This is a genomic window from Metabacillus rhizolycopersici, from assembly GCF_020075705.1.
On record NZ_JAIQUM010000023.1, the window covers coordinates 39135 to 64250 of the forward strand.

18 protein-coding genes are annotated in these 25116 nt (G+C 36.3%); all 18 read left to right on the top strand.

The features are described from left to right. Positions 1-31: 31 nt before the first annotated feature. The 18 genes from K9V48_RS11995 to K9V48_RS12080 all read left to right on the top strand — a co-directional run bounded on the left by K9V48_RS11995 (position 32) and on the right by K9V48_RS12080 (position 24945). Entirely contained in the window at positions 32-2689 is a 2658-nt protein-coding gene (locus K9V48_RS11995) for an endo-beta-N-acetylglucosaminidase (protein ID WP_224139232.1), read from the top strand. A gap of 66 nt (positions 2690-2755) precedes the next feature. Then, entirely contained in the window at positions 2756-3400 is a 645-nt protein-coding gene (locus tag K9V48_RS12000; protein ID WP_224139233.1) for a YesL family protein, read from the top strand. 20 nt (positions 3401-3420) lie between these two features. Beyond that, positions 3421-6555 (top strand): alpha-mannosidase, encoded by a 3135-nt coding sequence (locus K9V48_RS12005; RefSeq protein ID WP_224139234.1) that lies wholly within the window; start codon positions 3421-3423, stop codon positions 6553-6555. A gap of 112 nt (positions 6556-6667) precedes the next feature. Further along, positions 6668-8491, top strand: a complete 1824-nt coding sequence (locus K9V48_RS12010) for a sensor histidine kinase (protein ID WP_224139235.1) — start codon at positions 6668-6670, stop codon at positions 8489-8491. After that, positions 8484-9992, top strand: coding sequence for a response regulator transcription factor (locus K9V48_RS12015; RefSeq protein ID WP_224139236.1), 1509 nt, complete (start codon positions 8484-8486; stop codon positions 9990-9992). The genes K9V48_RS12010 and K9V48_RS12015 overlap by 8 nt, the downstream gene beginning before the upstream one ends. 200 nt (positions 9993-10192) lie before the next feature. Continuing rightward, a complete protein-coding gene (locus K9V48_RS12020; RefSeq protein ID WP_224139237.1) occupies positions 10193-11134 on the top strand; it encodes an ABC transporter permease in 942 nt (313 codons plus the stop codon). A 207-nt stretch (positions 11135-11341) separates the two neighbouring features. Continuing rightward, positions 11342-12196 (top strand): carbohydrate ABC transporter permease, encoded by an 855-nt coding sequence (locus K9V48_RS12025; RefSeq protein ID WP_224139250.1) that lies wholly within the window; start codon positions 11342-11344, stop codon positions 12194-12196. Positions 12197-12235: 39 nt separating this feature from the next. Then, positions 12236-13687: an ABC transporter substrate-binding protein gene (locus tag K9V48_RS12030; RefSeq protein ID WP_224139238.1), complete on the top strand. Its 1452-nt coding sequence runs from the start codon at positions 12236-12238 to the stop codon at positions 13685-13687. An 85-nt stretch (positions 13688-13772) separates the two neighbouring features. After that, positions 13773-15179: a glycoside hydrolase family 1 protein gene (locus tag K9V48_RS12035; protein ID WP_224139239.1), complete on the top strand. Its 1407-nt coding sequence runs from the start codon at positions 13773-13775 to the stop codon at positions 15177-15179. A gap of 16 nt (positions 15180-15195) precedes the next feature. Then, entirely contained in the window at positions 15196-16080 is an 885-nt protein-coding gene (locus tag K9V48_RS12040; RefSeq protein WP_224139240.1) for an ROK family protein, read from the top strand. A 136-nt stretch (positions 16081-16216) separates the two neighbouring features. Next, positions 16217-17164, top strand: coding sequence for a mannose-6-phosphate isomerase, class I (gene manA / locus K9V48_RS12045; protein WP_224139241.1), 948 nt, complete (start codon positions 16217-16219; stop codon positions 17162-17164). A 587-nt stretch (positions 17165-17751) separates the two neighbouring features. Further along, positions 17752-19203: a tetratricopeptide repeat protein gene (locus tag K9V48_RS12050; RefSeq protein WP_224139242.1), complete on the top strand. Its 1452-nt coding sequence runs from the start codon at positions 17752-17754 to the stop codon at positions 19201-19203. Between the two features lie 231 nt (positions 19204-19434). After that, a complete protein-coding gene (gene trxB / locus K9V48_RS12055; RefSeq protein WP_224139243.1) occupies positions 19435-20385 on the top strand; it encodes a thioredoxin-disulfide reductase in 951 nt (316 codons plus the stop codon). A gap of 830 nt (positions 20386-21215) precedes the next feature. Continuing rightward, on the top strand, positions 21216-21674 hold the full coding sequence (locus K9V48_RS12060) for an 8-oxo-dGTP diphosphatase (protein WP_224139244.1): 459 nt from the start codon (positions 21216-21218) through the stop codon (positions 21672-21674). 129 nt (positions 21675-21803) lie between these two features. Then, entirely contained in the window at positions 21804-22709 is a 906-nt protein-coding gene (gene rapZ / locus K9V48_RS12065) for an RNase adapter RapZ (RefSeq protein WP_224139251.1), read from the top strand. Positions 22710-22712: 3 nt separating this feature from the next. Continuing rightward, the gene (locus K9V48_RS12070) at positions 22713-23681 is read left to right on the top strand and encodes a gluconeogenesis morphogenetic factor MgfK (RefSeq protein WP_224139245.1); all 969 of its coding nucleotides are present in this window, start codon (positions 22713-22715) and stop codon (positions 23679-23681) included. A 29-nt stretch (positions 23682-23710) separates the two neighbouring features. Beyond that, positions 23711-24661, top strand: coding sequence for a DNA-binding protein WhiA (whiA, locus tag K9V48_RS12075; protein ID WP_224139246.1), 951 nt, complete (start codon positions 23711-23713; stop codon positions 24659-24661). Positions 24662-24687: 26 nt separating this feature from the next. Further along, on the top strand, positions 24688-24945 hold the full coding sequence (locus K9V48_RS12080) for an HPr family phosphocarrier protein (RefSeq protein ID WP_224139247.1): 258 nt from the start codon (positions 24688-24690) through the stop codon (positions 24943-24945). Positions 24946-25116 lie beyond the last annotated feature (171 nt).

The window sequence follows — 25116 nt, forward strand, 5'->3', positions numbered from 1 at the left end:
AAATGATCTTAATAACAGGAGTGGAAATTTGTTGAAAATTAGATATGGTCTTATCACTGCGTTCTTAAGTTTGCTTATCGTTTGTGTACTTCCGATTACAGGTTTTGCAAAACAGCCGGAATCATCTTATTGGTATCCTGAAACATTATTAAAATGGAGTCCAAAAAGTGATCCTGACGCTGTATATAACAAAAGTACTGTGCCATTAGCTGATAGAGAAGTTGTTTTCAGTGTAAATGAAACGTCACAGTCAGAAGCAAAATTGGTTGCATTATCGGCATTAAATCCCAACACGAGTGGGGTTCCATCTCAAGGTGGAAATGAATTTTTTGCCAATACTTTTAGCTACTGGCAGTATGTTGATTTAATGGTGTATTGGGCAGGTTCTGCTGGAGAAGGAATTATTACTCCTCCAAGTGCTGATGTAATTGATGCTTCTCATAAAAATGGCGTTCCAATCTTAGGAAATGTTTTCTTTCCCCCAACAGCTTACGGGGGACAAGCACAATGGGTAGACCAAATGCTTGTACAGCGTGAGGATGGATCATTTCCTGCTGCTGACAAACTGTTAGAGGTTGCTGAATATTACGGATTTGATGGCTGGTTTATCAACCAAGAAACAGCAGGTGGAAATAGAGAAACTGCTCAAAAAACAAAACAGTTTTTAAAATATCTTCAAGACAATAAGAAAAAAGACATGCACATTATGTGGTATGACTCAATGGTTGAAAGCGGAGCAATTAGTTGGCAAAATCACTTAACAGATCGTAATAAAATGTTTTTACAAGATGGTAATGACAAAATTTCCGACAGTATGTTTTTAAATTTCTGGTGGACGAATCAACAGTCTTCTCATGATAAGGCACTAGAAATTGGTAGAAGTCCATATGAACTATATACTGGCATTGATGTCGAGGCAAATGGAACGGACACAAACATTCCATGGAAAGGCATTTTCCCAGAAGGACAAAAACCATTGACTTCATTAGGGATTTACCGTCCAGACTGGGCTTTTAAAACAACTGAAACAATGGAAGCATTCTATCAAAAAGAACAGGAATTCTGGACTGGAAAAGCTGGAGATCCTCGCAAGACTGGTGAAAATGGAGACTGGAAAGGAATGGCTCACTATTTTGATACAAAAACGGCCATTCAGGAGCTTCCGTTTGTGACCCATTTTAATACAGGTAGTGGGAAATTCTTTGCAGTAGATGGTGCTATACAAAGTAAAGAAGAATGGAATAATCGTAGTTTACAAGATATTTTACCTACATGGCGCTGGTTAAAGGATAGCGAAGGAGAGCCTCTAGATGTTGACTTCGATTGGGAGACAGCATTTTACGGTGGAAGTTCTTTGAAGGTTTCTGGAAATTTAACGAAAGAAAATGCGACACATGTGAAGCTTTATAAAACGAATCTACCAGTTGAAAAGGATACAGAGATCTCTGTAACTTACAAAACTGATGTGAAAGATCCTAATATGAAGCTTGGTGTAAGCTTTGTAGATCAGCCTGATGATTTTGTGTTTTTTGATGTTAAGAAAAAGAGCCGAAATCAATGGATGAAAGAAACAGTGAAATTAAACAAGTATAAGGGAAAACAAATTGCAACGATTTCTCTATTCTTCGAGAGTGATAAAGCAATTGAAGATTATCAAATCAACATTGGAGAAATTAAAGTTACAAATAAACATAGCGATAAAGAAATCCCAGATGTACCAAAGAAAGCTAATGTGAAAAATCCAATTTTCACAGAGGGGCTATATGCTGATTTAGAATTATCATGGAAGTCAGTGGAAGAAGATATTCTGCATTATGAGATTTATCGTAAACTTCCTAATGGAAAAAAGGAATTTATCGGAGCTGTTCCAAACAATGCGTACTACATCTCTAACTTACGAAGAAGCGGTAAGGAAAAAGAAACTTCTCTAGAAGTTGTAGCTGTAACGACTGATTTTGTTCGAGGCGGAGCTGCGAAGGTAATGTTTAAATGGCCTGCGTACCCACAACCAAAGGCAGACTTTAGTGTAAATCAAACAGTTGTAGCACCAGGTGAAAAGATCCAATTTTTCAACAATTCATCTGAAGCGACAGAGAAAGTTCAATGGCAAATTGAAGGTGGTACACCGACAGTAAGTACGGAGAATAATCCAATTGTCACGTATGAAGAAGAAGGAATATACTCAGTTACCCTAATCGCTAAAAATAGCGAGGGAGAGGATGTTCTTACAAAAGAAGGCTTTATTACAGTTTCAAAGGATGCAAAAAACATTACGAATGTTGCACAGAACAAAACCGCAACTGCTAGTGGACAATGCTCTTCATCTGAAGGAGCAAAGTACGCGATTGATGGAATCGTGACGAATAATAGTAAATGGTGTGCCATTGGTGCAAATCATTGGTTAAAAGTCGATTTAGGTGAGGCATTTAATCTATCAAAATTTGTTGTCAAACATGCTGAAGCAGGCGGCGAGCCAGCAGCCTTTAATACGAAGGCATTCACGATTGAGGTAAGTCTTGATGGTGAGAATTGGACGAAAGCCGTGAATGTCACAAATAATACAGCTGCTATCTCAGAACATCCCATTACAACGACAGAAGCTCAATATATTCGCTTTTCTGTCCAACAACCAACGCAAGGTGGGGACCAAGCAACTAGAATATTTGAAGTCGAAGCATATGGATATTAAGCAGTAGTAGAATCGGGAAGGGGATTTTATCCCCTTTTCTTACCAAAATAATTGGGGATGAAAAACATGGGACAAATGTTACAAGAAGTAAGTGAATGGATTGTTAGGTTAGTATGGACAAATATTCTTTGGTTTGTATTTATTGTGGCTGGACTAGGTGTTTTTGGTATGATGCCTGCGACTGTTGCTTTATTTGCAGTTACACGAAAGTGGAAGACGGGGGATCTAGATGTTTCCATATGGAAAACATTTAAAGAAACCTTTAAAAAAGAGTTTGTCCGTTCAAATTGTATTGGGCTGATTTTTGCAGCGATTGGCTTTCTCTTATATATCGATTTAAGAATTGCTGAAGCTATGGAAGGAACGTTCTCCGTTATCCTTTATGTTTTTATTAGCTTTATCATTCTTTTATATTTGAATGCTATTGTGCACTTTTTTCCTATCTATGTACATTATCAATACTCAATAAAGGAGTACTTAAAACAATCATTTATTATTTCACTTATTAGTCCTTTATCCACATTATTGATTGGTATCGGTTTGTATTTTATTGGCTATTTAATCACGAATATGCCGGGGCTTATACCTTTTATTTTAGGTGTCCTACCTGCATATTGGATTATGAATGTGTGTATAAAAAGGTTTAAAACTTTAGAACAGCAACATTTACAAGTAAATAAACAAATGGAGATCAATGAAAGTATAAATTAATATACGAATGGGGGATTTATATGTTTTTAGTAGAAAGAAAGCTAGAAGCAAGAATACAAGAATTGGCGCAGTACCGCTATCGTGATGGAATTGAGATTGGTCCGTTTCGTACAATTGAGGATGAGGGTGAAGTAGGTACATATCCTCCTAAGGAAATGGGTGAATCAACTTTACAAATAAGAGACCAATGGACGGGGAGAGACCGCTATCTTTGGCTACATGCAGATGTTCAAATTCCGGCAGAATGGACTGATAGAAAAGTAGTTGGTTTATTTGACTTTGGACGTACAGGTGGAGGAAACAATTCTGGCTTCGAATCATTATTATACTTAAATGGAAATCCATACCAAGGTGTTGATTCTAACCATCAAGAAGTATTTTTCCCACCAACTGAAATAGGAAGCACTGTTCAATTAGATTTCAGACTTTGGTCTGGACTTGAAGGCGGTGGAGAGCCGAGGGAGCAAACATATACACTTGAGGTGGCTCAAGTTGCTTGGTTAGACGAGGCTGTAGATGATTTATATTATACATCTCTAGCAGCGTGGCAAACAATTAAAGAACTTGGTGATGACCGACCAGAAAAGCATGAAATTATAAAAGCATTGAATCAAGCCTTTTTGAAAATTAATTGGAGTAAACCAGGTAATGAAGTATTTTATCGTAGTTGTGAGATTGCTAGCGAGGAATTGAATAAAAGTCTTAATGAAATCGAAAAACATCATCCTGTGACCATTCATTGTGTTGGTCATACACATATTGATGTTGCTTGGCTATGGCGCTTAAAACATACACGTGAAAAGGCTGCTCGATCTTTTTCTACTGTTTTAAGATTAATGGAACAATATCCTGAATATTACTTCCTTCAAACACAGCCACAGTTATATGAATATATTAAAGAAGACTATCCAGAAATCTATGAATCAATTAAGAAACGTGTAAAAGAAGGCCGTTGGGAAACTGAAGGTGGAATGTGGTTAGAAGCAGATTGTAATATTCCTAGTGGGGAATCACTAGTAAGACAAATTTTGTATGGAAAAGAATTTTTCAAGAAGGAATTTGATGTAGATTGCCAATATTTATGGCTGCCAGATGTATTTGGGTATAGCTGGGCACTTCCACAAATCTTGAAAAAATCAGGAATCGATACATTTATGACTACTAAAATAAGCTGGAATCAGTACAATCGTATGCCAAATGATACATTCCAATGGCGTGGAATTGATGGGACAGAAATCCTAACTCATTTTGTAACCACTCCGGAACCTTGGAATTCGGATGATTCATGGTTTTACACATATAATGGGCTGATTACTGCAAAAACTGTAAACGGTGCATGGAATTCATACCGAAATAAAGATCTTAACCAAGATTTACTTCTTTCATATGGATATGGTGATGGTGGTGGAGGAGTCAATCGAGAGATGATTGAGCTTCGTCGCAGATTCGAAAATATGCCAGGACTACCAAAAGTAAAAACGACAAAAGCCGGAGAGTTCTTCGAAAAATTACACGAAAATATTGCGAATACAAATGAGTATGTTCACACTTGGGATGGAGAATTGTACCTTGAATATCACAGAGGAACTTATACGAGTCAAGCATACGTAAAGCGAATGAATCGAAAACTCGAGTTGAGTTATAGAGAATCAGAGTGGTTGTCTGTGTGGAACTCTCTTTTATCTTCATGGGAGAAATATCCGAAGCAACAGCTTGATGAAGGTTGGAAGATTATTTTACGAAATCAATTCCATGATATTATTCCTGGTTCATCGATTAAGGAAGTATATGAAGATGCAAAAGTGGAATATCAACAAGCAGAAGATATTCAACTCGAAATTGATCAAAATAATTTCAATGAGTTTATTGAACCTAAGCATGGAACGTATACAGTCTTTAATGCAACAAGTTGGCAAGATCAACAAACTATTTTCATCCCATACGATCAAACGAATGATGTGGTTGGAGGATGGACTTCAGGTTCAGGTGAAAATCTAAATTGTCAACGAACTGAAAATGGTTGGTTAGTAGAATTAGATAAGACTAAACAATTTGGTGCAGTAGAAATCCAATTCAAACAAGATCCTATCGTAGAAAATAATACACCATTTGTTATTAATGAAAAGTTGCTAGAAACACCTTTTTATCTAGTTGAATGGAATGACTCTCTTCAACTGACTCGTATCTTTGATAAAGAAGCTAATCGTGAAGTATTAGCACAACAGGAAAAAGGGAATGTCCTCCAAATTTTCGAAGATAAACCATTGGCACACGATGCGTGGGATATTGATTTGTATTACCAAGAAAAAATGGAGGAAATCAGTGAAGTAGTATCAAGTGAAGTTGTTGAAAACGGTCCACTTCGTATTGTCATTCGGACGAAATGGAAGTATCAAAGTTCTTTAATTGAACAAGATATGATTTTCTATGCTCAAAATAGACGTATTGATTATAAAACAAAAGTGGATTGGCATGAACAACGTAAGTTAATGAAAGTAGCATTCCCAGTTGATATTCGTTCAATCGAAGCAACGTATGATATACAATTTGGTAATGTTAAGAGACCGACACATTGGAATACGAGCTGGGATATGGCACGATTTGAAACAGTTGGACACCAGTGGGCAGATCTTTCTGAAACAGGGTACGGAGTGAGTTTGTTAAATGATTGCAAATATGGGTATGACATTAAAGACCAAACGATTCGATTATCCTTGCTAAAAGCAGCAACCTACCCTGATCCAACTGCAGATCAAGGAGAACACGAGTTTACGTATTCATTGCTACCTCATCAAGGAGATTGGAGAGTTGGGCAAACAGTCAAGCAAGCTTGGTTTTTAAATAATCCATTGAAAGTAGTACAGGGTGGATTTTTACCAGAAGAAAGCTCGTTTATGTATCTTAATAACGATCATGTTAAAGTCGATGCGATCAAGAAAAATGAGAGTGATGACTCAGTAATTATTCGCCTTCATGAGTATGAAGGACAACGAGGAAATGTCTCAATTGAATTCCCAAGAAACGTTAAAAAATGGTATGAAACAAACTTAATGGAACAAGTTGAGAGCGAGAAACAAACTGGACATATCGACTTAGAAATTAAACCGTATGAAATTAAAACAATAGTAGTCTATTTCCATGATGAAATAAGATAATCTTTTATAAACTATATATCCCTCTGTTGGGAAGTGAATTAACTTCACTTTCCAACAGAAAATATAGTAGAATAGTGGTTGAGTTAGTAGTCTGCATGGGAGGATAGAAGGAATGTTTTTGAGTAATCTTATGAAGAAGCTAACGAATAAAGTGTTCAGCAAAATTTTGATCACTTATTCCGCAACGATCCTTCTTACAATGTTTGTGTTACTACTTGTATTATCACGCTATTATACAGAAGTTATCATTCAGAAAGAAATGGACGCAAGTACACGAACACTAGAACGGGTTGAATATTATCTCCAGAGAAAAGATGAGCATATAAAAAATGTTATGCAAGAATTATATTTAACCAGAGATCTGATTTTTAATGATATTGCATTTGCATTGCAGTCTGATTATGATACCTATTTATCGTATCGACTAGATATGTACAGTGAGAACTCTTCTTTTGTTCCAAACAACCTTAATACATTTTTTCAAGCGTATTTTAGTCAAGACTCTGATATCAATGCAGTGAGTTTAAAAAGTACAAGCTCTGATACAGAGTATGTATATATTTATAACCACTATAAGTGGAATAAATATATGGATAAGAAAATGCCAGAGAAAGAAAATCTAACTGGTCATCTTGATGATTTACAGCTTCAGCAAGTTAAGTGGGAGCAAGAAAAAAGTACCTTCAACAATATTCAAATATCTCGTGCCATTAATGATCCCACGACCCTTAAAAAATTAGGGGATCTGACGGTTTTTTATGATATAGCGGGGATGCAAGATTTGATTCGTTTGAGGAAATCCCAATTTAAAGGAACAGTCCATATTTTTCAGCGTGATGGGAATTATCTTTATTCGTCAGACAATGGTAATAGTACCGTTCCAGAACCATTGAAAAATTTAGCATTTGAAACGAACTTTAAGAAAGTAAAGTGGAATGGGAAAAACTACTATATTAATACAGTGGCTGATGACTACATGGGTTACTTATATGTAGGTTTCATCCCCGAGAATGATATTAAGAAAGCCACAATTGTTCATAAGTATATGTTCTTATCTACAGTCTTACTTTCCTGTATTGCCATTGCTGTAACCTATTTTGCCATGAGATCTTATTCTAGAAGAATTAATAAAATAGAAACGGCCATTCACGAAGTTCAAGGAGGAAACTTGCAAATTAGAATACCAGATAGTAGAGAAAAAGACGAGTTAACGACTATATCAGAAAGTTTCAATGATATGTTAGACGACTTAAATATGTACATTAAAGACGTATATGTATTAAATATTCGCCAAAGAGAGGCTGAAATGAAAGCGCTTCAGTCGCAAATCCAGCCACATTTTTTATATAATACATTAGAAGCTATTCGCATGAAGTCTATAGCTGACGGATCTAAACCAACTAGTAATATGATTTATAGTTTAGGTCAACTATTTCGTTATTCTTTAAGTAGTAAAGAAATCGTTCAAATTTCTGATGAAATCCAACATGTTAAGGAGTATATAGGTTTAAATCAGATTAGATATCCTAATCGCTTAAACGTTACGTACGAGATTCCAGAAACTTGTTTAGACGGAAAAATTCTCAAATTTACACTTCAACCGCTTGTTGAAAATTATTTAATTCATGGCTTCCAAAAAGAAACAAATCATAATGAATTACTAATAAAAGTTCAAAGAATTCATCAGGACATTGAAATTGTAATAGAAGACAATGGGAACGGTATTCCACTAGATAAACTATTGGCTATTCAAACGAAATTAGTAGAAGGAGCTACCACCTCTGAGGGCTCCATAGGGCTGAGTAATGTTCATCAAAGAATACAATTAAAATATGGACAAGAGTATGGAATTCAGATTAATAGTATTGAAGGAGAAGGTACTAGAGTAGACGTTAGAATTCCGGCAGCAAGGAGGGAGCAGATACAACATGTATAACGTATTTTTAGTAGATGATGAACCATTTATTATTGAAGGTATGAAAGCGCTGGTACCATGGGAAGATTATGGACTTAAAGTTGTTGGCGAAGCTTCTAATGGTAGTGAAGCTCTTAAAAAGTTAGAAACGTGCCATGTTGATATAGTATTAACTGATATAACGATGCCTATAATGGATGGATTAGAGTTAATTGGTACATTGAAAGAACGTCAACCTAATACAAAATGTATCGTTTTATCTGGATACGAAGAATTTGACTATGTGAAAAAAGGAATGAAGCTAGGAATTGAAAATTATCTATTAAAACCAGTCAATGAGCAAGAACTCATTTCAACATTGGAAAATAGTGTTGAGAAAATTGAGAAATCTACAAATGATGAAGAAGCGTATACTATTTTAAGAGATAATACAATTTGGCGAAGCCTGAATCAAGACATCGATGCAAAAGAATGGCGTGAAAGAGTAGAGTTATACAGTTTGGAGTTTGATAGCCAGAAGCTAGCTGTTGTTTTAATGCAAATATCAAGTGAGATAGAACATGAAAACATTTCCTTTTTCCGAAGAAGAGTAGAGGAGTTATTTCAGTCTGTCTGTATTATTAATCCAGATGGCGAACTTATCCTTTTAGTTTCGTCTAATTGTGAAGATGACTTTAAGAAAAAACTAGATGAATTGAATGTGCTTTTTGCTGGATATGTTTCTGGAAAGTATCATATTAGTGTTGGATCATCTGTTTGCTCCACAAATGAATTGTATAAGAGCTACCAACGTGCTAAAGAGTTATCTAGCTTTCGATTAGTAGTTAAAGAAAGTGGACTCATAACAGATGAATTAACAAAGCAGTATATGCAAGCAAGTCTGTCTACTTCGTATAAATTGGATGATCTAAAGAGATATATTGTTGGTTCAGAACAAGAAAAGGCTTTTTTGTGGATCAAAGATTCCTTTGCTGAGATTAATAAATCTACTAAAAAGGTTGCTCCAACTAGGATTAGAGGGTTTGCTATTGAAATTGTTACGTCTATCCAAAAAGAAGTATTGTCACATGCCAATGATCAAACAGTTGGTATTGTGAAACGAATCTTAGAGGCGTATTCAATTGAACTTTTAGTGGATATTCTTATTGATTTTATTGAAGGAACTTTTAGAGCATTAGAGCAAAAATCTGAGCAGAGAAGTCCGATTATTCACAGTGTTGTGCAATATATTCAAGAACATTTTCATGAAGAACTCTCTTTGAAAACATTAAGCTATAAATTTCATATAAATTCGATTTACTTAGGCCAACTATTCCAGAAAGAAACTGGCTTAGTATTCTCTGAGTACATGAATCATTTAAGACTCGAAAAAGCAAAACAATTGTTGAAAGAGACACACTTAAAGGCTGGAGTAATTGGAAAACAAGTGGGTTATTCGGATTCGGCTTATTTTTATAAACAGTTTAAGAAGGTTGTGGGGATTACTCCCTCGGCTTGGAAAGCAATGAATATCAATTCTTGATATCCCGTTATTCGGGATTTTTTCTGTTTTAGAGGTGAGTCTTTAAGCCCGAAAGAATCAACATAATGATAAAAAAGGCTATATTTACGATCGAATATTTAATAAGTACAGTAAATCTTAATATTGTTGACTTTATACATTTTCCATTTTTTCTTAAACTATAGTTGTAAGGGTTTTCAAATTGAGAGAGGGGGGTCTGTATGAGTCGTATCAAGAGTTTTTTCCAAGATGTTTATAAAAATCGTATGTGGCTATTCATGGTTCTACCGGGAACCATTTGGCTATTGTTATTTGCATATCTTCCTATGTTTGGAACTGTCATTGCCTTTAAAAATTTTCGATATGATCCGAATGGATTTTTTGCAAGTATCCTAAATAGTGATTGGGTTGGCTTTGAAAACTTCAAGTTTTTATTTACTACAAATGACGCCTGGATCATTACAAGAAATACGATTCTTTATAATTTAGTCTTTATTGTTTTAGGGCTTATATTAGCAGTGTTTGTAGCAATTGTTCTAAGTGAGCTGGCAAATAAGAGACTGTCAAAAATTTATCAAACAGGAATGCTGTTTCCACACTTTTTATCATGGGTTGTTGTTAGTTATTTCGTATTCACGTTCCTAAGCGTGGATAGAGGTCTGGTTAATAATATACTCGTATGGTTTGGCGTAGAAGACCCGATATCGTGGTATAACGAAGCGAAATATTGGCCTTTTATTATCGTTCTAACAAGTATGTGGAAGGGTATTGGTTATGGAAGTATTGTTTATTTAGCTGCCATAGTTGGGATTGATAAAAACTATTACGAAGCTGCTATGATCGATGGTGCAAATAAGTGGCAACAAATCCGTAATATTACGATTCCGATGATAACACCGCTGATTGTTATTTTAACGATTTTAAACATTGGTAGAATTTTTAGTGCAGACTTTGGTCTGTTTTATCAAGTTCCTCGTGATTCCGGTACGTTATATTCAGTAACAAACGTTATAGATACGTATGTATACAGAGGGTTAACGACAATGGGGGACATTAGTATGAGTACTGCAGCTGGTCTTTACCAATCAGTTGTTGGGTTTACATTAGTCATGCTGACAAATTACCTTGTTAAGAAGGTTGAGAAAGAATATGCCCTATTTTAAAAAATTGAGAGTGAAAGGAGGGCGTCCACAGTTTTGTGGCAAATGACAATGATACCAAATCCAAAAAGCTCCCAACCTACTCCTTTAAACAAAGTGAATGTGCAAAAACAAGTGAATCAACCGAACCAACCGAACCAACCGAACAAAAAAAGTAAACGTAAGAAAAAGTACACACCTCATGGTCTAACGGGGTTTCCTAATGTTTTGATGAATATTTTGTTAGGATCGTTTTCTATCATGTGTGTCTTTCCATTTCTATATGTAATCGTCATCTCTTTAACGGATGAGAAAACATTAGCGCGAAATGGATATCAGATTATACCTGAAGTTTGGAGTTTAGAAGCATATCGATACTTGTGGCAAATGAAGGATCAATTACTTCAATCTTATACGATTACGATTTTTGTAACTGTACTTGGAACACTCTTCAGTGTAGTAATGATTGCTTTATATGCCTATGCTATTTCTAGAAAGCAATTTAAATACCGCGGTTTCTTTACTTTTATGGCATTCTTTACCATGCTTTTTAGTGGAGGGTTAATTCCTTTCTATATAGTAGCAACACAGTTTTTACATTTACGTAACTCTATTTGGGCATTGATATTACCACTTGCAATGAACGCATTCTATATCTTAATTATGAGAACCTTTTTCCAAAGGTCTGTACCTGAATCCATTTTGGAATCGGCTAGAATTGATGGAGCAAGTGAATTACGAATCTTTGTCCAAATGGTTGTTCCACTTTCATTACCAGGTCTTGCAACCATTGCCCTTTTTAGTACATTGGGTTACTGGAATGATTGGTTTAATGCACTGTTGTTCATTGATGAACCGCACTTGGTGCCGCTGCAGTCAATGTTGATGAAAATTGAAAACAACATAGAATTTTTAACGCAAAATTCGTTAGCAGGCGGTATACAAAATGATTTATTAAGTGCAATACCTCAAGATGCTGCAAAAATGGCAATGGTTGTTATTTCAACTTTGCCGATAGCGATTGCATATCCAATTTTCCAGAAATACTTTGTTAGTGGATTGACAATTGGTGGCGTTAAGGAATAAATGTTTTTTGAAATAGATAAATAAAAGGGAGGTTTTACAATGAATAAGAAGCTGGCAATTTTTCTAGTACTATTGTTAAGTTTATCTACCTTTTTATCTGCATGTAGTGGTGGGAAAGCGGATAAAACGAGTGGTAAAGCTGATGGAGATAAACCATATGAAATTACTTGGTACACAATTGGGACACCTCAAAAAGATGTTGATAAAGTAATGAAAGAAGTAAATAAATACACGAAAGAGAAAATTAACGCAACTGTTAAAATGAGACAAATTGACTGGGGCGATTATGATCAAAAAATGCAAGTTATGATTGCTTCAGGTGAATCTTTTGATATTGCTTATACTCAAGGTGGAAACTATGTGTTAAATGCACAAAAGGGAGCATTTAAAGACTTAAATGACCTTCTTGATACACATGGAAAAGAATTAAAAGCAGCACTTGATCCAGCATTCATAGAAGGTGCAAAAATTGATGGAAAGCTTTACGGTATTCCTTCTAACAAAGAAGTAGGTCAGCAAAGTGTGTACGTATTTAATAAAAATATCGTTGATAAATACAATATGGATATTTCAAGCGTTAAATCGTTAGAAGATTTAAAGCCATTATTGCAAACAGTGAAAGAAAATGAGCCAGACTTCACACCGATTGCAACTTTTAAACCACATTTACCATTTGATTACGTATTAGAAGATGAATTGCCGTTTGCATTTCCTTTAGAAGGAGATACAAGTAAGGTAATTAATATCTTTGAATCAGATGAAATGATGAAAACGTTGAAAACAATGCATGAATTCTATAAAGCTGGTTATATCAAAGCAGATGCAGCAACAAGTACAGATCCATGGCCGTTAGAAGTACAAAACTGGTTCGTACGTAAAGAGATGTATCAGCCATATGCGGAATTAATCTGGTCTCGTTCAGCAGGTTATGATGTAGCGGTTCAACCAATGCATGATCCGATTACATTTAACAACTCTGTAACAGGGGCGATCCAAGCAATCTCAGCAACTTCAAAAAATCCAGAGAAAGCTATGGAGTTCTTAAATCTATTGAATACAGATCCATATCTTCGTAACTTAATTGATAGAGGCATTGAAGGTGTACATTACGAAGAGGTTGATAACGGTACAATTAAAGACCTTCCAGCTCGTGTAGATAACTACAACATGCCAAGTTTCTCTCTAGGAAATCATTTCATTCTTAAGCTATATGAAAATGATCCTCAAGATAAATGGGAAGTGTTCAAAAAATTCAATGATGCTTCTGTAAAAGCACCAACAGTAGGTTTCTATTTTGATACGAATCCAGTTCGTACAGAAATCGCAGCAATTTCAAACGTTGCAAGTGAATTCGCACCTCCTCTCTTAACTGGTAGTGTTGACCCTGAGGTATATCTACCAAAAGCAAATAAGAAGTTTAAAGAAGCAGGATTAGATAAAGTGCTTGAAGAAATGCAAAAACAATATGATGAGTGGAAGAAAAACAACTAATAGATTCAATCAATTAACAAAGGAGGTAAAGTCGGAAATCTATTTTTCCGACTTGCTTTCTTTTTAAGGAAAGGCAGGGTTAAAAATGAGTACAGAAATAGAAAAGAATAAATACGTGTTTCCTAAAGACTTCTGGTGGGGATCTGCTTCATCTGCAACACAAATGGAAGGGTTTTCGGGAGCGGATGGTAAAGGGCAGAATATATGGGACTACTGGTATGAAGCAGAACCGAATCGTTTTTATCAAGGGATTGGACCTGATAACACTTCACTGTTTTATACGAAATTTGTTGAAGATATTTTGCTCATGAAAGAAACGGGCCATAACAGTTTTCGCTTTTCTATCTCATGGTCCCGCATGTTTCCAAAGGGGCGTGGAGAAGTAAATCAGAAGGCGATTGACTTTTATAATACCATCATTAACACCTTACTAGAAAATGAGATAGAGCCTTTTGTGAATCTCTATCATTTTGACATGCCTATGGCTATGCAAGAAGAGGGTGGTTGGGAAAGTCGCTCTGTCGTTGATGCGTATGTGGAATATGCTTCTACTTGCTTTGAGAATTTTGGAGATCGAGTCATGAAATGGTTCACACATAATGAGCCAATCGTACCTGTAGAATGCGGTTATTTATATGGACATCATTATCCAGCACTTTGTGATTTTGAAAAAGCTGTTCAAGTTGCGTTCCATTCTGTATTAGCCTCTGCGAAAGCAATTAAGGCATACCATGATAAAGAGCTTGGAGGAAAAATTGGAATTATATTGAATGTTACTCCATCTTATCCAAGGAGTAATCACCCTGCTGACTTAGCTGCTGCTGAAAAAGCGGATTTGCTATTTAACCGTTCCTTTCTAGATCCATCAGTCAAAGGCACGTTTCCTGAGAAGCTAATTGACATGTTGCGGGAAGAAAACTTTTTACCGAAGTATGAAGCTGAAGATTTGGATATTATCCGTGAAAATACAGTTGATCTATTAGGGATTAATTACTATCAACCACGAAGAGTTAAGGCAAAGGAAAATATGCCAAATCCGAATGCTCCGTTCATGCCAGAACGATACTTTGATCATTATGACATGCCAGGGAAAAAGGTGAATCCATACAGAGGTTGGGAGATTTATGAAAAGGGTGTCTACGATATTTTAAAAAACATCCAAGAAAACTATGGGAATATTGAATGCTTCATTTCGGAAAATGGTATGGGAGTTGAATCAGAAGAACGCTTTAAGGATGCGAACGGAATGATTCAAGATGATTATCGAATTACCTTTTACGAAGATCATTTAAAGTGGATCCATAAAGCATTAAACGAAGGTGCCAATGTAAAAGGATATCATGTATGGACCTTCATGGATAACTGGTCCTGGTTAAACAGCTATAAAAATCGGTATGGTTTGATTTCAGTAGACTTACAGAATGACTATAAGCGAACGATTAAGAAAAGTGGTTATTGGTTCAAGAAGTTAGTGGAAAGTAATGGGTTTTAGAAAAGAGGAGTATGTGATGAAAAGGTATCTAGTCTATGACGTTGGCGGAACATCAGTAAAATATTCAGTTATGGATGAACATGCTAATGTTTTAGAGAGCTCTTCAAGCCCCACACCACCACAAGGAGAAGGGCAAATATTTAGATTTATCATTGATACAACGACAAAGTATAAAAACAAATGGGAGCTTAATGGAGTTGCATTAAGTGTACCAGGTGCTGTTGATGTAAAAAGTGGTTATGTTCATTATGCTGGTCAAGTAACTGATTTTATTGGAAGAAGTATCAAGGAAGAACTAGCTGATATTGGCTTACCAATTGAGCTAGAAAATGATGCGAATTGTGCAACTTTAGCCGAGAAGTGGAAAGGAAATGCACAAGAATGTAATAGTTTCATATGTGTGACAATAGGAACTGGTATAGGTGGAGGAATATTCTTAGACGGGAAATTGAGACGTGGAAAAAAGGGAATGGCTGGTGAAGTTGGACTCATGATCATGAATTCAACCGAATCATTAGATACTCTTGTTGAAACGAGTACGTTTAGTAGATTAGGATCCACTTGGAATTTACTTAATCGAGTATTTCTTAAAACAGGTGAAGAACTGACCGGTGAAGAATTATTCGATCACTATCATAAAAAAGATAATTGCGTACAAGGTGAAGTAGAAGCATTTTTTGATGCAATTGCAATAGGAACTGCTAATTTAATACATACATTAGCACCAGAAAAAGTTTTGTATGGTGGTGGAATAAGTGAGCAATCAGGATTCACAAATCATATCAACGAACGTCTAAAGAAAATTCGTCCAGAAATCGTTGAAATGACTGAGATTGATGTATGTAAATTTAAAAATCTTGCAGGGCAAATCGGTGCACTCTATCACTTTCATAATTGTTAATTGAAAGAATAATAAATTAGTAGAATTTTACCTAAAAAGAAAGATTGTTAGTGTACATTCAATTTTCTATGTAAAACCTGTCAAAAGTGTATGAACTTTTTCTTAAAATAATTCGATCACAAAGGGAGTGTCTTAATTGAAGCAACCGATATTTTTACTTCCAGTTTTTCAAGAAAGAATTTGGGGGGGAGAAAAGCTTAAAACAGAATTTCATTATGATATCGAGTCTAATTTGACTGGGGAGTGTTGGGCAGTATCTGCACATCCTAATGGTCAAAGTACAGTAAGTGATGGTCCTATTAAAGGGAAGACACTTGAGAGACTTTGGTCAGAAAATCGAGAACTATTCGGGAGTCTCGAAGGTGAAGTATTTCCGTTACTGACAAAGATTTTAGATGCAAATAATGACCTTTCTGTTCAAGTACATCCTAATGATGAATATGCCAATAAAAATGAAAATGGAGAACTTGGTAAAACAGAATGCTGGTATGTGATTAACTGTGAAGAAAATGCTGAAATAATCTTTGGGCATAATGCAATTTCAACAGAGCAGTTTGTTGAGATGATTAATAACAACGAATGGAATGACCTACTGCATCGTATAAAAGTAAAACCAGGTGATTTTTTCTATGTACCAAGTGGAACAATCCATGCATTATGCTCGGGCGTTCTTATATTAGAGACGCAGCAGAGCTCAGACACAACATATCGTGTATATGATTATGACCGTGTTGACCAACAAGGTAACAAGAGAGACTTACATATTAAAAAGTCAATCGATGTTACAACTATACCACATAGGAATATTTCTGTAAAACCTATTACAGAAGAAATGACTGGTGGTACGATTACAACATTCATTCAGAGTGAGTATTTCTCTGTCTACAAATGGGATATCAAGACAGCTGCTACTTTTACGCAAGATAAACCATTTTTAATAGGAAGTGTTATATCTGGAACTGGTGAAATCGTGACAGACGAGGGTAGCTATTCATTCGAGAAGGGAAGTCATTTTATTTTACCAAGTGGTTTAGGAGAATTTCACATAGAAGGGTCAGCGGAAATGATTATCTCTCATCCGTAAAGGGGAAATCGAAAGGTGCTTTGTTGCCCTTTCGATTTTTTGGTCTTAGTAAAATGGTCTAATGGGATATTTTTTTACTTTGTTATCTAAGTCCGGCTCCAGCACTCGAAAAGATGAATAGTCCATATTCGAGATTTTTTGTCCGAATCTGTGTCTGATTTTAAGTGATATATATTTAAAAACAACAATTTTTTAGAAAGGCTGTTTTCTAAATGATTGTTGTTTTTTGTGGGGGAGAAGCCCTAATTAAGGAAAAAAAGCAAAAGCGGACAATAATGGATTTTCGTGCCCGATTTCTGAAATTTGGAGCCGAGCTGGTCACTGTTGATGGCATTCTATATGACAATAGCAACAAAGTTTGCGAAAACAGCCTTTTGATATCACCAGAATTTATAAGTTTTGTCTTCGAGAATTATCCAGTTTCAGAGCCCCGTCCTATTGATTACTCGCTAAAACGTGCCAAATACTCGCCAAACTTCGCCGCGACCCCATTTTACTAGTTCTGCTACTTTGTTATAACCACTATTGTTGACACATATCTTATGGTATACTTACGTACGGTGAAATGAATGAAATGGAGGATTTCAGTGGGAAAACAATTGAGCAAAAAACAACCAAAAGCACAGGTTGTCCCGTTTCTCCAAGATGGACAATATTATTATACTAGGGGCCTCAAGGCTTATCGTGAACAAAATTATCAAAAAGCGATTAAATATTTGCAACGAGCAGTTGAGTTAGATCCGAAAGACTCAGTTAAACTATCCCAGCTCGCGACAATTTATACAGATATGGGAAAGTATAGCCAAGCAAATGAATTGCTTTCATATATACTTGCCGAAGTTGATGAAGAAATGACGGAGTGTCACTACTTTATGGCGAACAATTTCGCACATCTTGGATTATTCCATGAAGCATACAAGTGTGCTAAAGAATATGCAAACAAAGAGCCATTCGGTGAATTTATAGAGGATAACGAAGATCTTATTGACCTTCTTACAATGGAAGATGACGGTGATGAACCATTCTTAAAGGATCCAGATGATTTGATTATCAAACAGGACGCGGCAAAATCACTTTTGGAAAATAGTCAGTTTGAAGAAGCAATTATATTACTTGAAGAAATTGTCGTAGAATACCCTGAATTTTGGTCAGCACATAATAACTTATCGCTAGCTTATTTTTACGTAGGGGAAATTGATAAAGCCAAGGAATTTTTGCAATCCGTTCTTCAACGTAATCCTGGAAATTTACATGCGTATTGTAATTTGTTGGTATTTTATTATTATGAATGCCAGGATGAAAAAGTGAGTGAGCTTACAAAAGCTTTATCGACTGTTCACCCGCTATTATACGAACATCGTTATAAATTAGGGGCATCTTTTGCATTGGTAGGATATTATCCACTCGCTTATAAATGGCTTCGCTCTCTATATAGGATAGGATTTGAAGGCGATGATACATTTTATTATTGGCTATCCTATTCGGCTTATTTTACTGGACGTGTCGCTTTTGCAGAACAGGTGTGGGAGAAAGTGTTAAAGGAAAATAAAAGCAAGGCTGGTTCTGAACCGTGGAATACAACTAGTGACCTTATTGGTCAGCGAGTAGCTACCATGTCGTTAGAAGAGCGTCTGTATGCCATTTTCCTTGCGACGCAAACAAATAATTACAATCAAATATATGGTTATCAAGCAACGAACCAACCGCAGTCACAAGTAGAAAAGGAATTTATCGAGCTAGCACTATCGAAGAATTATAGCTCTGATAGTAAAATTACTTCTCTTTTTCATATTGCGAAAGAATTATTTGTTCATTTCGAGGATGATGAGCTGTTTTTATTTTCATTCCGTATCCTTGTAAAAGCGTATAAAGATGATTACGTGTTAAAAAACCATCTTGGCTGGGCGGCAGCCCTAAATTACGTTTGGAAACACGAGCGTAATGAGCCGATAAGCCAAACAACGATTGCAAGCACGTATGGTATATCTGTTTCTTCTGTTGGTAAATATGTGAAGTCTGTAAAAAATATCACATCTTGAGCAAAAAAATGGCACGAACTGCTTATATTTAATAGGATGTTTATAAGGGAAAAGAAAGAAGGCTAAGTACGAAGGAATTTGTAAAGTCGGATTACGTTATTATGTCCAGATCCGAAGTGGTGGACGCCGTATTCTGACTTATTTATTCTATGTACTATTGCTTTTATTTGTATTAGTCGTCTCTAAATAGCAGATAATCAAAGTAAGCAACTTATTTAAGGAGTGAAAATCGTGTCTGAAGAAAAAATTTATGACATCATTATTGCAGGAGCAGGTCCAGCTGGGATGACTGCTGCTGTTTACGCATCACGCGCGAATTTATCGACACTTATGATTGAACGTGGAGTGCCAGGAGGACAAATGGCAAACACGGAAGAAGTAGAAAACTACCCAGGTTTTGATCATATTTTAGGGCCAGAGCTTTCAACAAAAATGTTTGATCACGCAAAGAAATTTGGTGCTGAATATGCATATGGGGATATTAAAGAAGTTATCGATGGTGAAGAGTATAAAACCATCGTAGCAGGTAAAAAAGAATACAAAGCGCGAGCTGTTATTATTACAACTGGTGCTGAATATAAAAAGATCGGTGTACCTGGTGAAAATGAACTGGGCGGCCGCGGTGTTTCTTATTGTGCCGTATGTGATGGTGCATTCTTTAAAGAAAGAGAGCTAGTCGTTATTGGTGGTGGAGATTCTGCCGTAGAAGAAGGTGTGTATTTAACACGATTTGCTTCTAAGGTAACGATCATCCATCGTCGTGATGAGTTAAGAGCTCAAAAAATCCTTCAACAACGTGCGTTTGAGAATGAGAAAATCGACTTTATTTGGAACCATACAGTGAAAGAAATCCATGAACAAGATGGTAAAGTAGGAAAATTAACATTAGTCAATACTCAAAATGGCGAAGAGATGGAATTTAAAGCAGATGGTGTTTTCGTTTACGTTGGAATGCTTCCTTTATCTAAACCGTTTGAAAGCCTTGGTATTACGAATGAAAATGGTTATATTGAAACAAATGAACGAATGGAAACTAAGGTTAAAGGAATCTTTGCTGCTGGTGATATTCGTGAAAAAATGCTTCGTCAAATTGTCACAGCAACTGGTGATGGAAGTATTGCAGCACAAAGTGCCCAACATTATATAGAAGAATTAGCAGATAAACTAAAAGCGGTTAAGTAATCTAAGGCTTAAGATACAATGAAATTCTAGAGCTTGAGCTTACGTAATCGACATTCAGTTCGAACGCTTAGTTGCTCTAGTTCATATGCCTAAGGTCGGTCAAGGGACCAACGATTTTAAACTTAACAAAATCGTAATTCGGTCTTAACTCTCCTGTAACATTAGTGAAATATTTATAGGTTATTATAAAATAAGTAATTGACCCCCTTTTATAAATAGACTGATCTTAGAGCATGGGCGCCCTTTCCCATGCTCCCTTTTTTATGTCCTTCAAACCTGTTAATATATTTGTCTAAGAAAAGCGCAAGCGCCTTGTTCAGCCTCAGGCATAGCATAAGACGCTCAGGAATATAAGGTGTTCTCTTTGCCTTCAATTCCTGAGTGGCTGTAGACCTAAGAGGCAGTCAAGAACGCGACGTTAATCGCCTTGACTGCACTTGCACGTCCTGTGCTTCGGGGTAGGACGCTTGCGCTGGACACGAAAACTAAGTTAAAAAATTTATAATTTCTTATCCTTCTAAAAAAAAATGAAACAGTTTCCCTTCTAAGACGTATATACATTTAGTGACCCTAAATTCATACTAACCGAGTTCATTGTGAAGACCTCGTGAACATAGTATAATAGCAGTAAGTGAAAAGCGTAACAAATACCAAGTTGGTGAGTTTTTTAAAAGAACGTATACGTTTTTTCGCAGCGTATTTGTATTTAGCCTCTTGTCATTCATGAATTTTAGGTAAAGAACACCATCCATTTATGAGCGTCATATCTACCTTGGCTAACAAAGGCGTTTGCGATTTCATAATGATATGTAAAAATAGAGGTGAAGAAGGTGCAACGAGTAACCAATTGCGTCCTAGTGGAAGGGAATAAAGTCCTTCTCCTTCAAAAGCCAAGCAGGGGCTGGTGGGTAGCTCCAGGAGGGAAAATGGAGTTCGGGGAGTCCATTAAGGATACAGTAACTCGTGAATATCGCGAGGAAACCGGCATATACATTAAAAACCCTCAATTAAAAGGAGTATTTACCTTTTTAATCCAAGAAGGAAATGAAGTTGTTTCAGAATGGATGATGTTTACCTTCCTAGCAACAGATTATCAAGGAACAAATGTCCTTGAATCTGAAGAGGGTATGATCCAGTGGCATGAGAAGGAAGACATTAAAGCATTACCAATGGCTCCAGGTGATCATCATATTCTTGATTATGTTATTAAAGGGACGGGGATGCTGTATGGAACCTTTACATACACAAAGGAATATGAGCTTATCTCCTATCGCTTAGATCCACAATAAGTGATGAGGAACATTTTCTAACAGCAACATCAAAGAAGACGGGAAGTTATGTTAAGGTAAAAGTATTAACCGTCTATTTCATATAAATGAAACGAAAAAGGGAATAGTGGAAAGGAGGAACAGACGTTGATGATTGAAAATAATGGACAGCAAGAGGCACCACAAGAAGTACAAATGGTCATCATCACGGGTATGTCAGGTGCGGGGAAAACTGTAGCTATTCAAAGCTTCGAGGATCTTGGCTATTTTTGTGTGGATAATTTGCCGCCAACTCTTTTACCGAAATTTTTAGAATTAATGAAGGAATCAGGAGCGAAAATGAATAAGGTTGCGCTCGTGATGGATCTTCGAGGAAGAGAGTTCTTTGATCATCTTTTTCAAGCACTTGATGATTTGTCCGAAAGCACGTGGCTAACTCCACAGATTCTTTTTCTTGATGCAAAAGACGCTACGCTTGTGACAAGATATAAAGAAACACGTCGGTCACACCCACTTGCCTCAAAAGGGCTACCATTAGAGGGAATAGGACATGAGCGTGAACTTCTTGAGGAGTTAAAGGGAAGGGCACAGCTTATTTATGATACATCTGACTTGAAGCCGAGAGAACTAAGAGAAAAAATATTAAAACAATTTTCTTCGAATGTTGAGCATACATTTACGGTGAATATTACGTCATTTGGCTTTAAATATGGTGTGCCAATTGATGCAGATTTAATGTTTGATGTTCGTTTCTTGCCAAATCCACACTATATTGACCATATGAGACCGAAAACTGGATTACAAGAGGAAGTGTCCTCTTATGTGTTAAAATGGAGTGAAACTCAAAAGTTCTTAGAGAAACTCCTTGATTTACTCACATTCATGCTTCCTTATTATAAGCGAGAAGGAAAGAGTCAAATCGTGATTGCGATTGGTTGTACGGGAGGACAGCATCGCTCGGTTACATTAGCAGAATACATTGCAGCCCATTATAAAAATGACTATCATACTCAAGTGTCTCATCGGGATATTGAGAAGAGAAGGCCACATTTTTAACTAATGGAAAAGGAACATTTGCCGAAAGTCGTCATCATTGGCGGTGGTACTGGCCTATCAGTGCTTTTAAGAGGATTAAAGCTATATCCTCTTGATATAACAGCGATTGTTACTGTTGCCGATGATGGAGGGAGCTCAGGTAGGCTCCGCGACGAATTAAACATACCTCCTCCTGGTGATATTCGTAATGTATTAACCGCCTTGTCAGATGTTGAGCCGCTTGTAGAGGAGCTATTTCAACATCGTTTTAATAAAGGAAATAATTTATATGGACATTCATTAGGTAATCTCATCTTAGCAGCGATGACGAACATCACTGGTGATTTTGTCCATGCAATAAAGGAAATGAGTACGGTATTAAATGTACGTGGAAAGGTATTGCCGGCAGCGAATACAAGTGTCATTCTAAATGCAGAGATGGAAGATGGAACAATCGTTTCTGGTGAATCTAAAATTCCCGAGGTTGGGAAAAAAATAAAACGAGTATTTCTCAGCCCAGATGATATTGAGCCACTACCTGAAACAATCGATGCGATTAGAGAAGCAGATTTAATTATCATCGGTCCAGGTAGTCTGTACACAAGTATTTTACCTAACCTTCTTGTTCCGAAAATTGGAGAGGAAGTTTGCAGGGCAAAAGCAAAGAAAGTTTATATTTGTAATGTCATGACACAGGCAGGAGAAACATTAAACTATACTGCAAGTGACCATGTTAAAGCATTATATGATCATATGAAATGCACATTTATGAATACAATCCTTGTCAATGAAGAGGAAATTCCTGAACAGATTAGGGCTTTATATGAAGAAGAGCTTGCAAAACCAGTCCATTACGATATCGATGGGTTGAAAGCATTAGGCCTTGAGGTCATCACAGATAAAATTGTTTGTTACGAAAATAGTGTAATTAGACATGATACGAAAAAAGTAGCAAAGTTGCTATATGGAATTCTTCAACAAGATTTGTCGTAAGTGCATTGCTTAGAATGGGGGTGCAGAGCATGTCGTTTGCATCTGAAACAAAAAAGGAATTAACGAACATTGAATTAAAGCCTTGCTGTTTAAAAGCTGAGCTTTCTGCCCTCATAAGAATGAATGGTTCACTGTCATTTTCAAACCGAATGATTACAGTGGATATTCAAACGGAAAATGCGGCAATCGCAAGACGTATTTATACATTATTAAAAAAGCAATACAATGTTTCAGTAGAATTACTCGTTCGTAAGAAAATGCGTTTAAAAAAGAACAATGTTTATATCGTTCGCCTTGTTGAGAAGGCAAAAGCCATCTTAGAGGATTTAGCGATTATGGAGGAAGGTTTTACATTTGCTCGGAGTATATCCGATAAACTGGTGAAAAAGAAATGCTGCAGGCGATCATATATTAGAGGTGCATTTCTCGCTGGTGGATCTGTAAACAATCCTGAAACTTCCTCCTATCATCTTGAAATTTTTTCACTTTATAAGGAACATAATGATTCTCTTTGTGAATTAATGAATACATTTGATTTAAACAGTAAAACACTAGAACGAAAAAAAGGCTTCATTACGTATTTAAAGGAAGCGGAAAAAATAACGGAGTTCTTAAATATCGTTGGCGGACATCAAGCACTACTGCGTTTTGAAGATGTGAGAATTATCCGTGATATGAGAAACTCAGTTAATCGTTTAGTGAACTGTGAAACAGCTAATCTTAATAAAACAATTGGCGCTGCAATAAGACAGGTTGATAATATTCGATTCATCGATGACCGGATCGGTTTAGAGTCCTTACCTGAAAAGCTGCGTGAAATTGCAAAGCTTAGAGTCGAATATCAAGATGTAACATTAAAGGAACTAGGTGAAATGGTTTCAAGCGGAACGATTAGCAAATCTGGTATAAATCATCGCTTACGAAAGTTAGACCAAATTGCTGAACAATTACGATCTGGTCAGTCGCTATCATTAAAATAATTTAAGGAAGAGAAGAGGAGATAATTATGGTTGAAAAGCAAGTTGAAGTTCATCTGAAAACTGGCTTACAAGCTCGTCCAGCTGCATTGTTTGTTCAAGAAGCAAACCGATTTGTATCTGACGTATTTTTAGAGAAAGATGGCAAGAAAGTAAATGCAAAAAGCATCATGGGGCTTATGAGCCTAGCAATTAGCACAGGGTCAATTATCACACTGGTTGCAGAAGGAAATGACGAGCAAGATGCAATCGAATCACTAAGTAAGTATGTCCAACAAGAAGGATAAGGAAAGTAGCACACCGGATAAAAGTCGGTGTGTTCTTTTTTTTATTGGTTAGGAAATTATAAAATTCTTGAACTGTGGATAAGCGCACGCCATCCAGCTCCAGCGCCTAGCCCCTCTTGGGTCTAAGCCACTTTTGAATTGAAGGCAAAGTACACCTTCTATTCAAAAGCG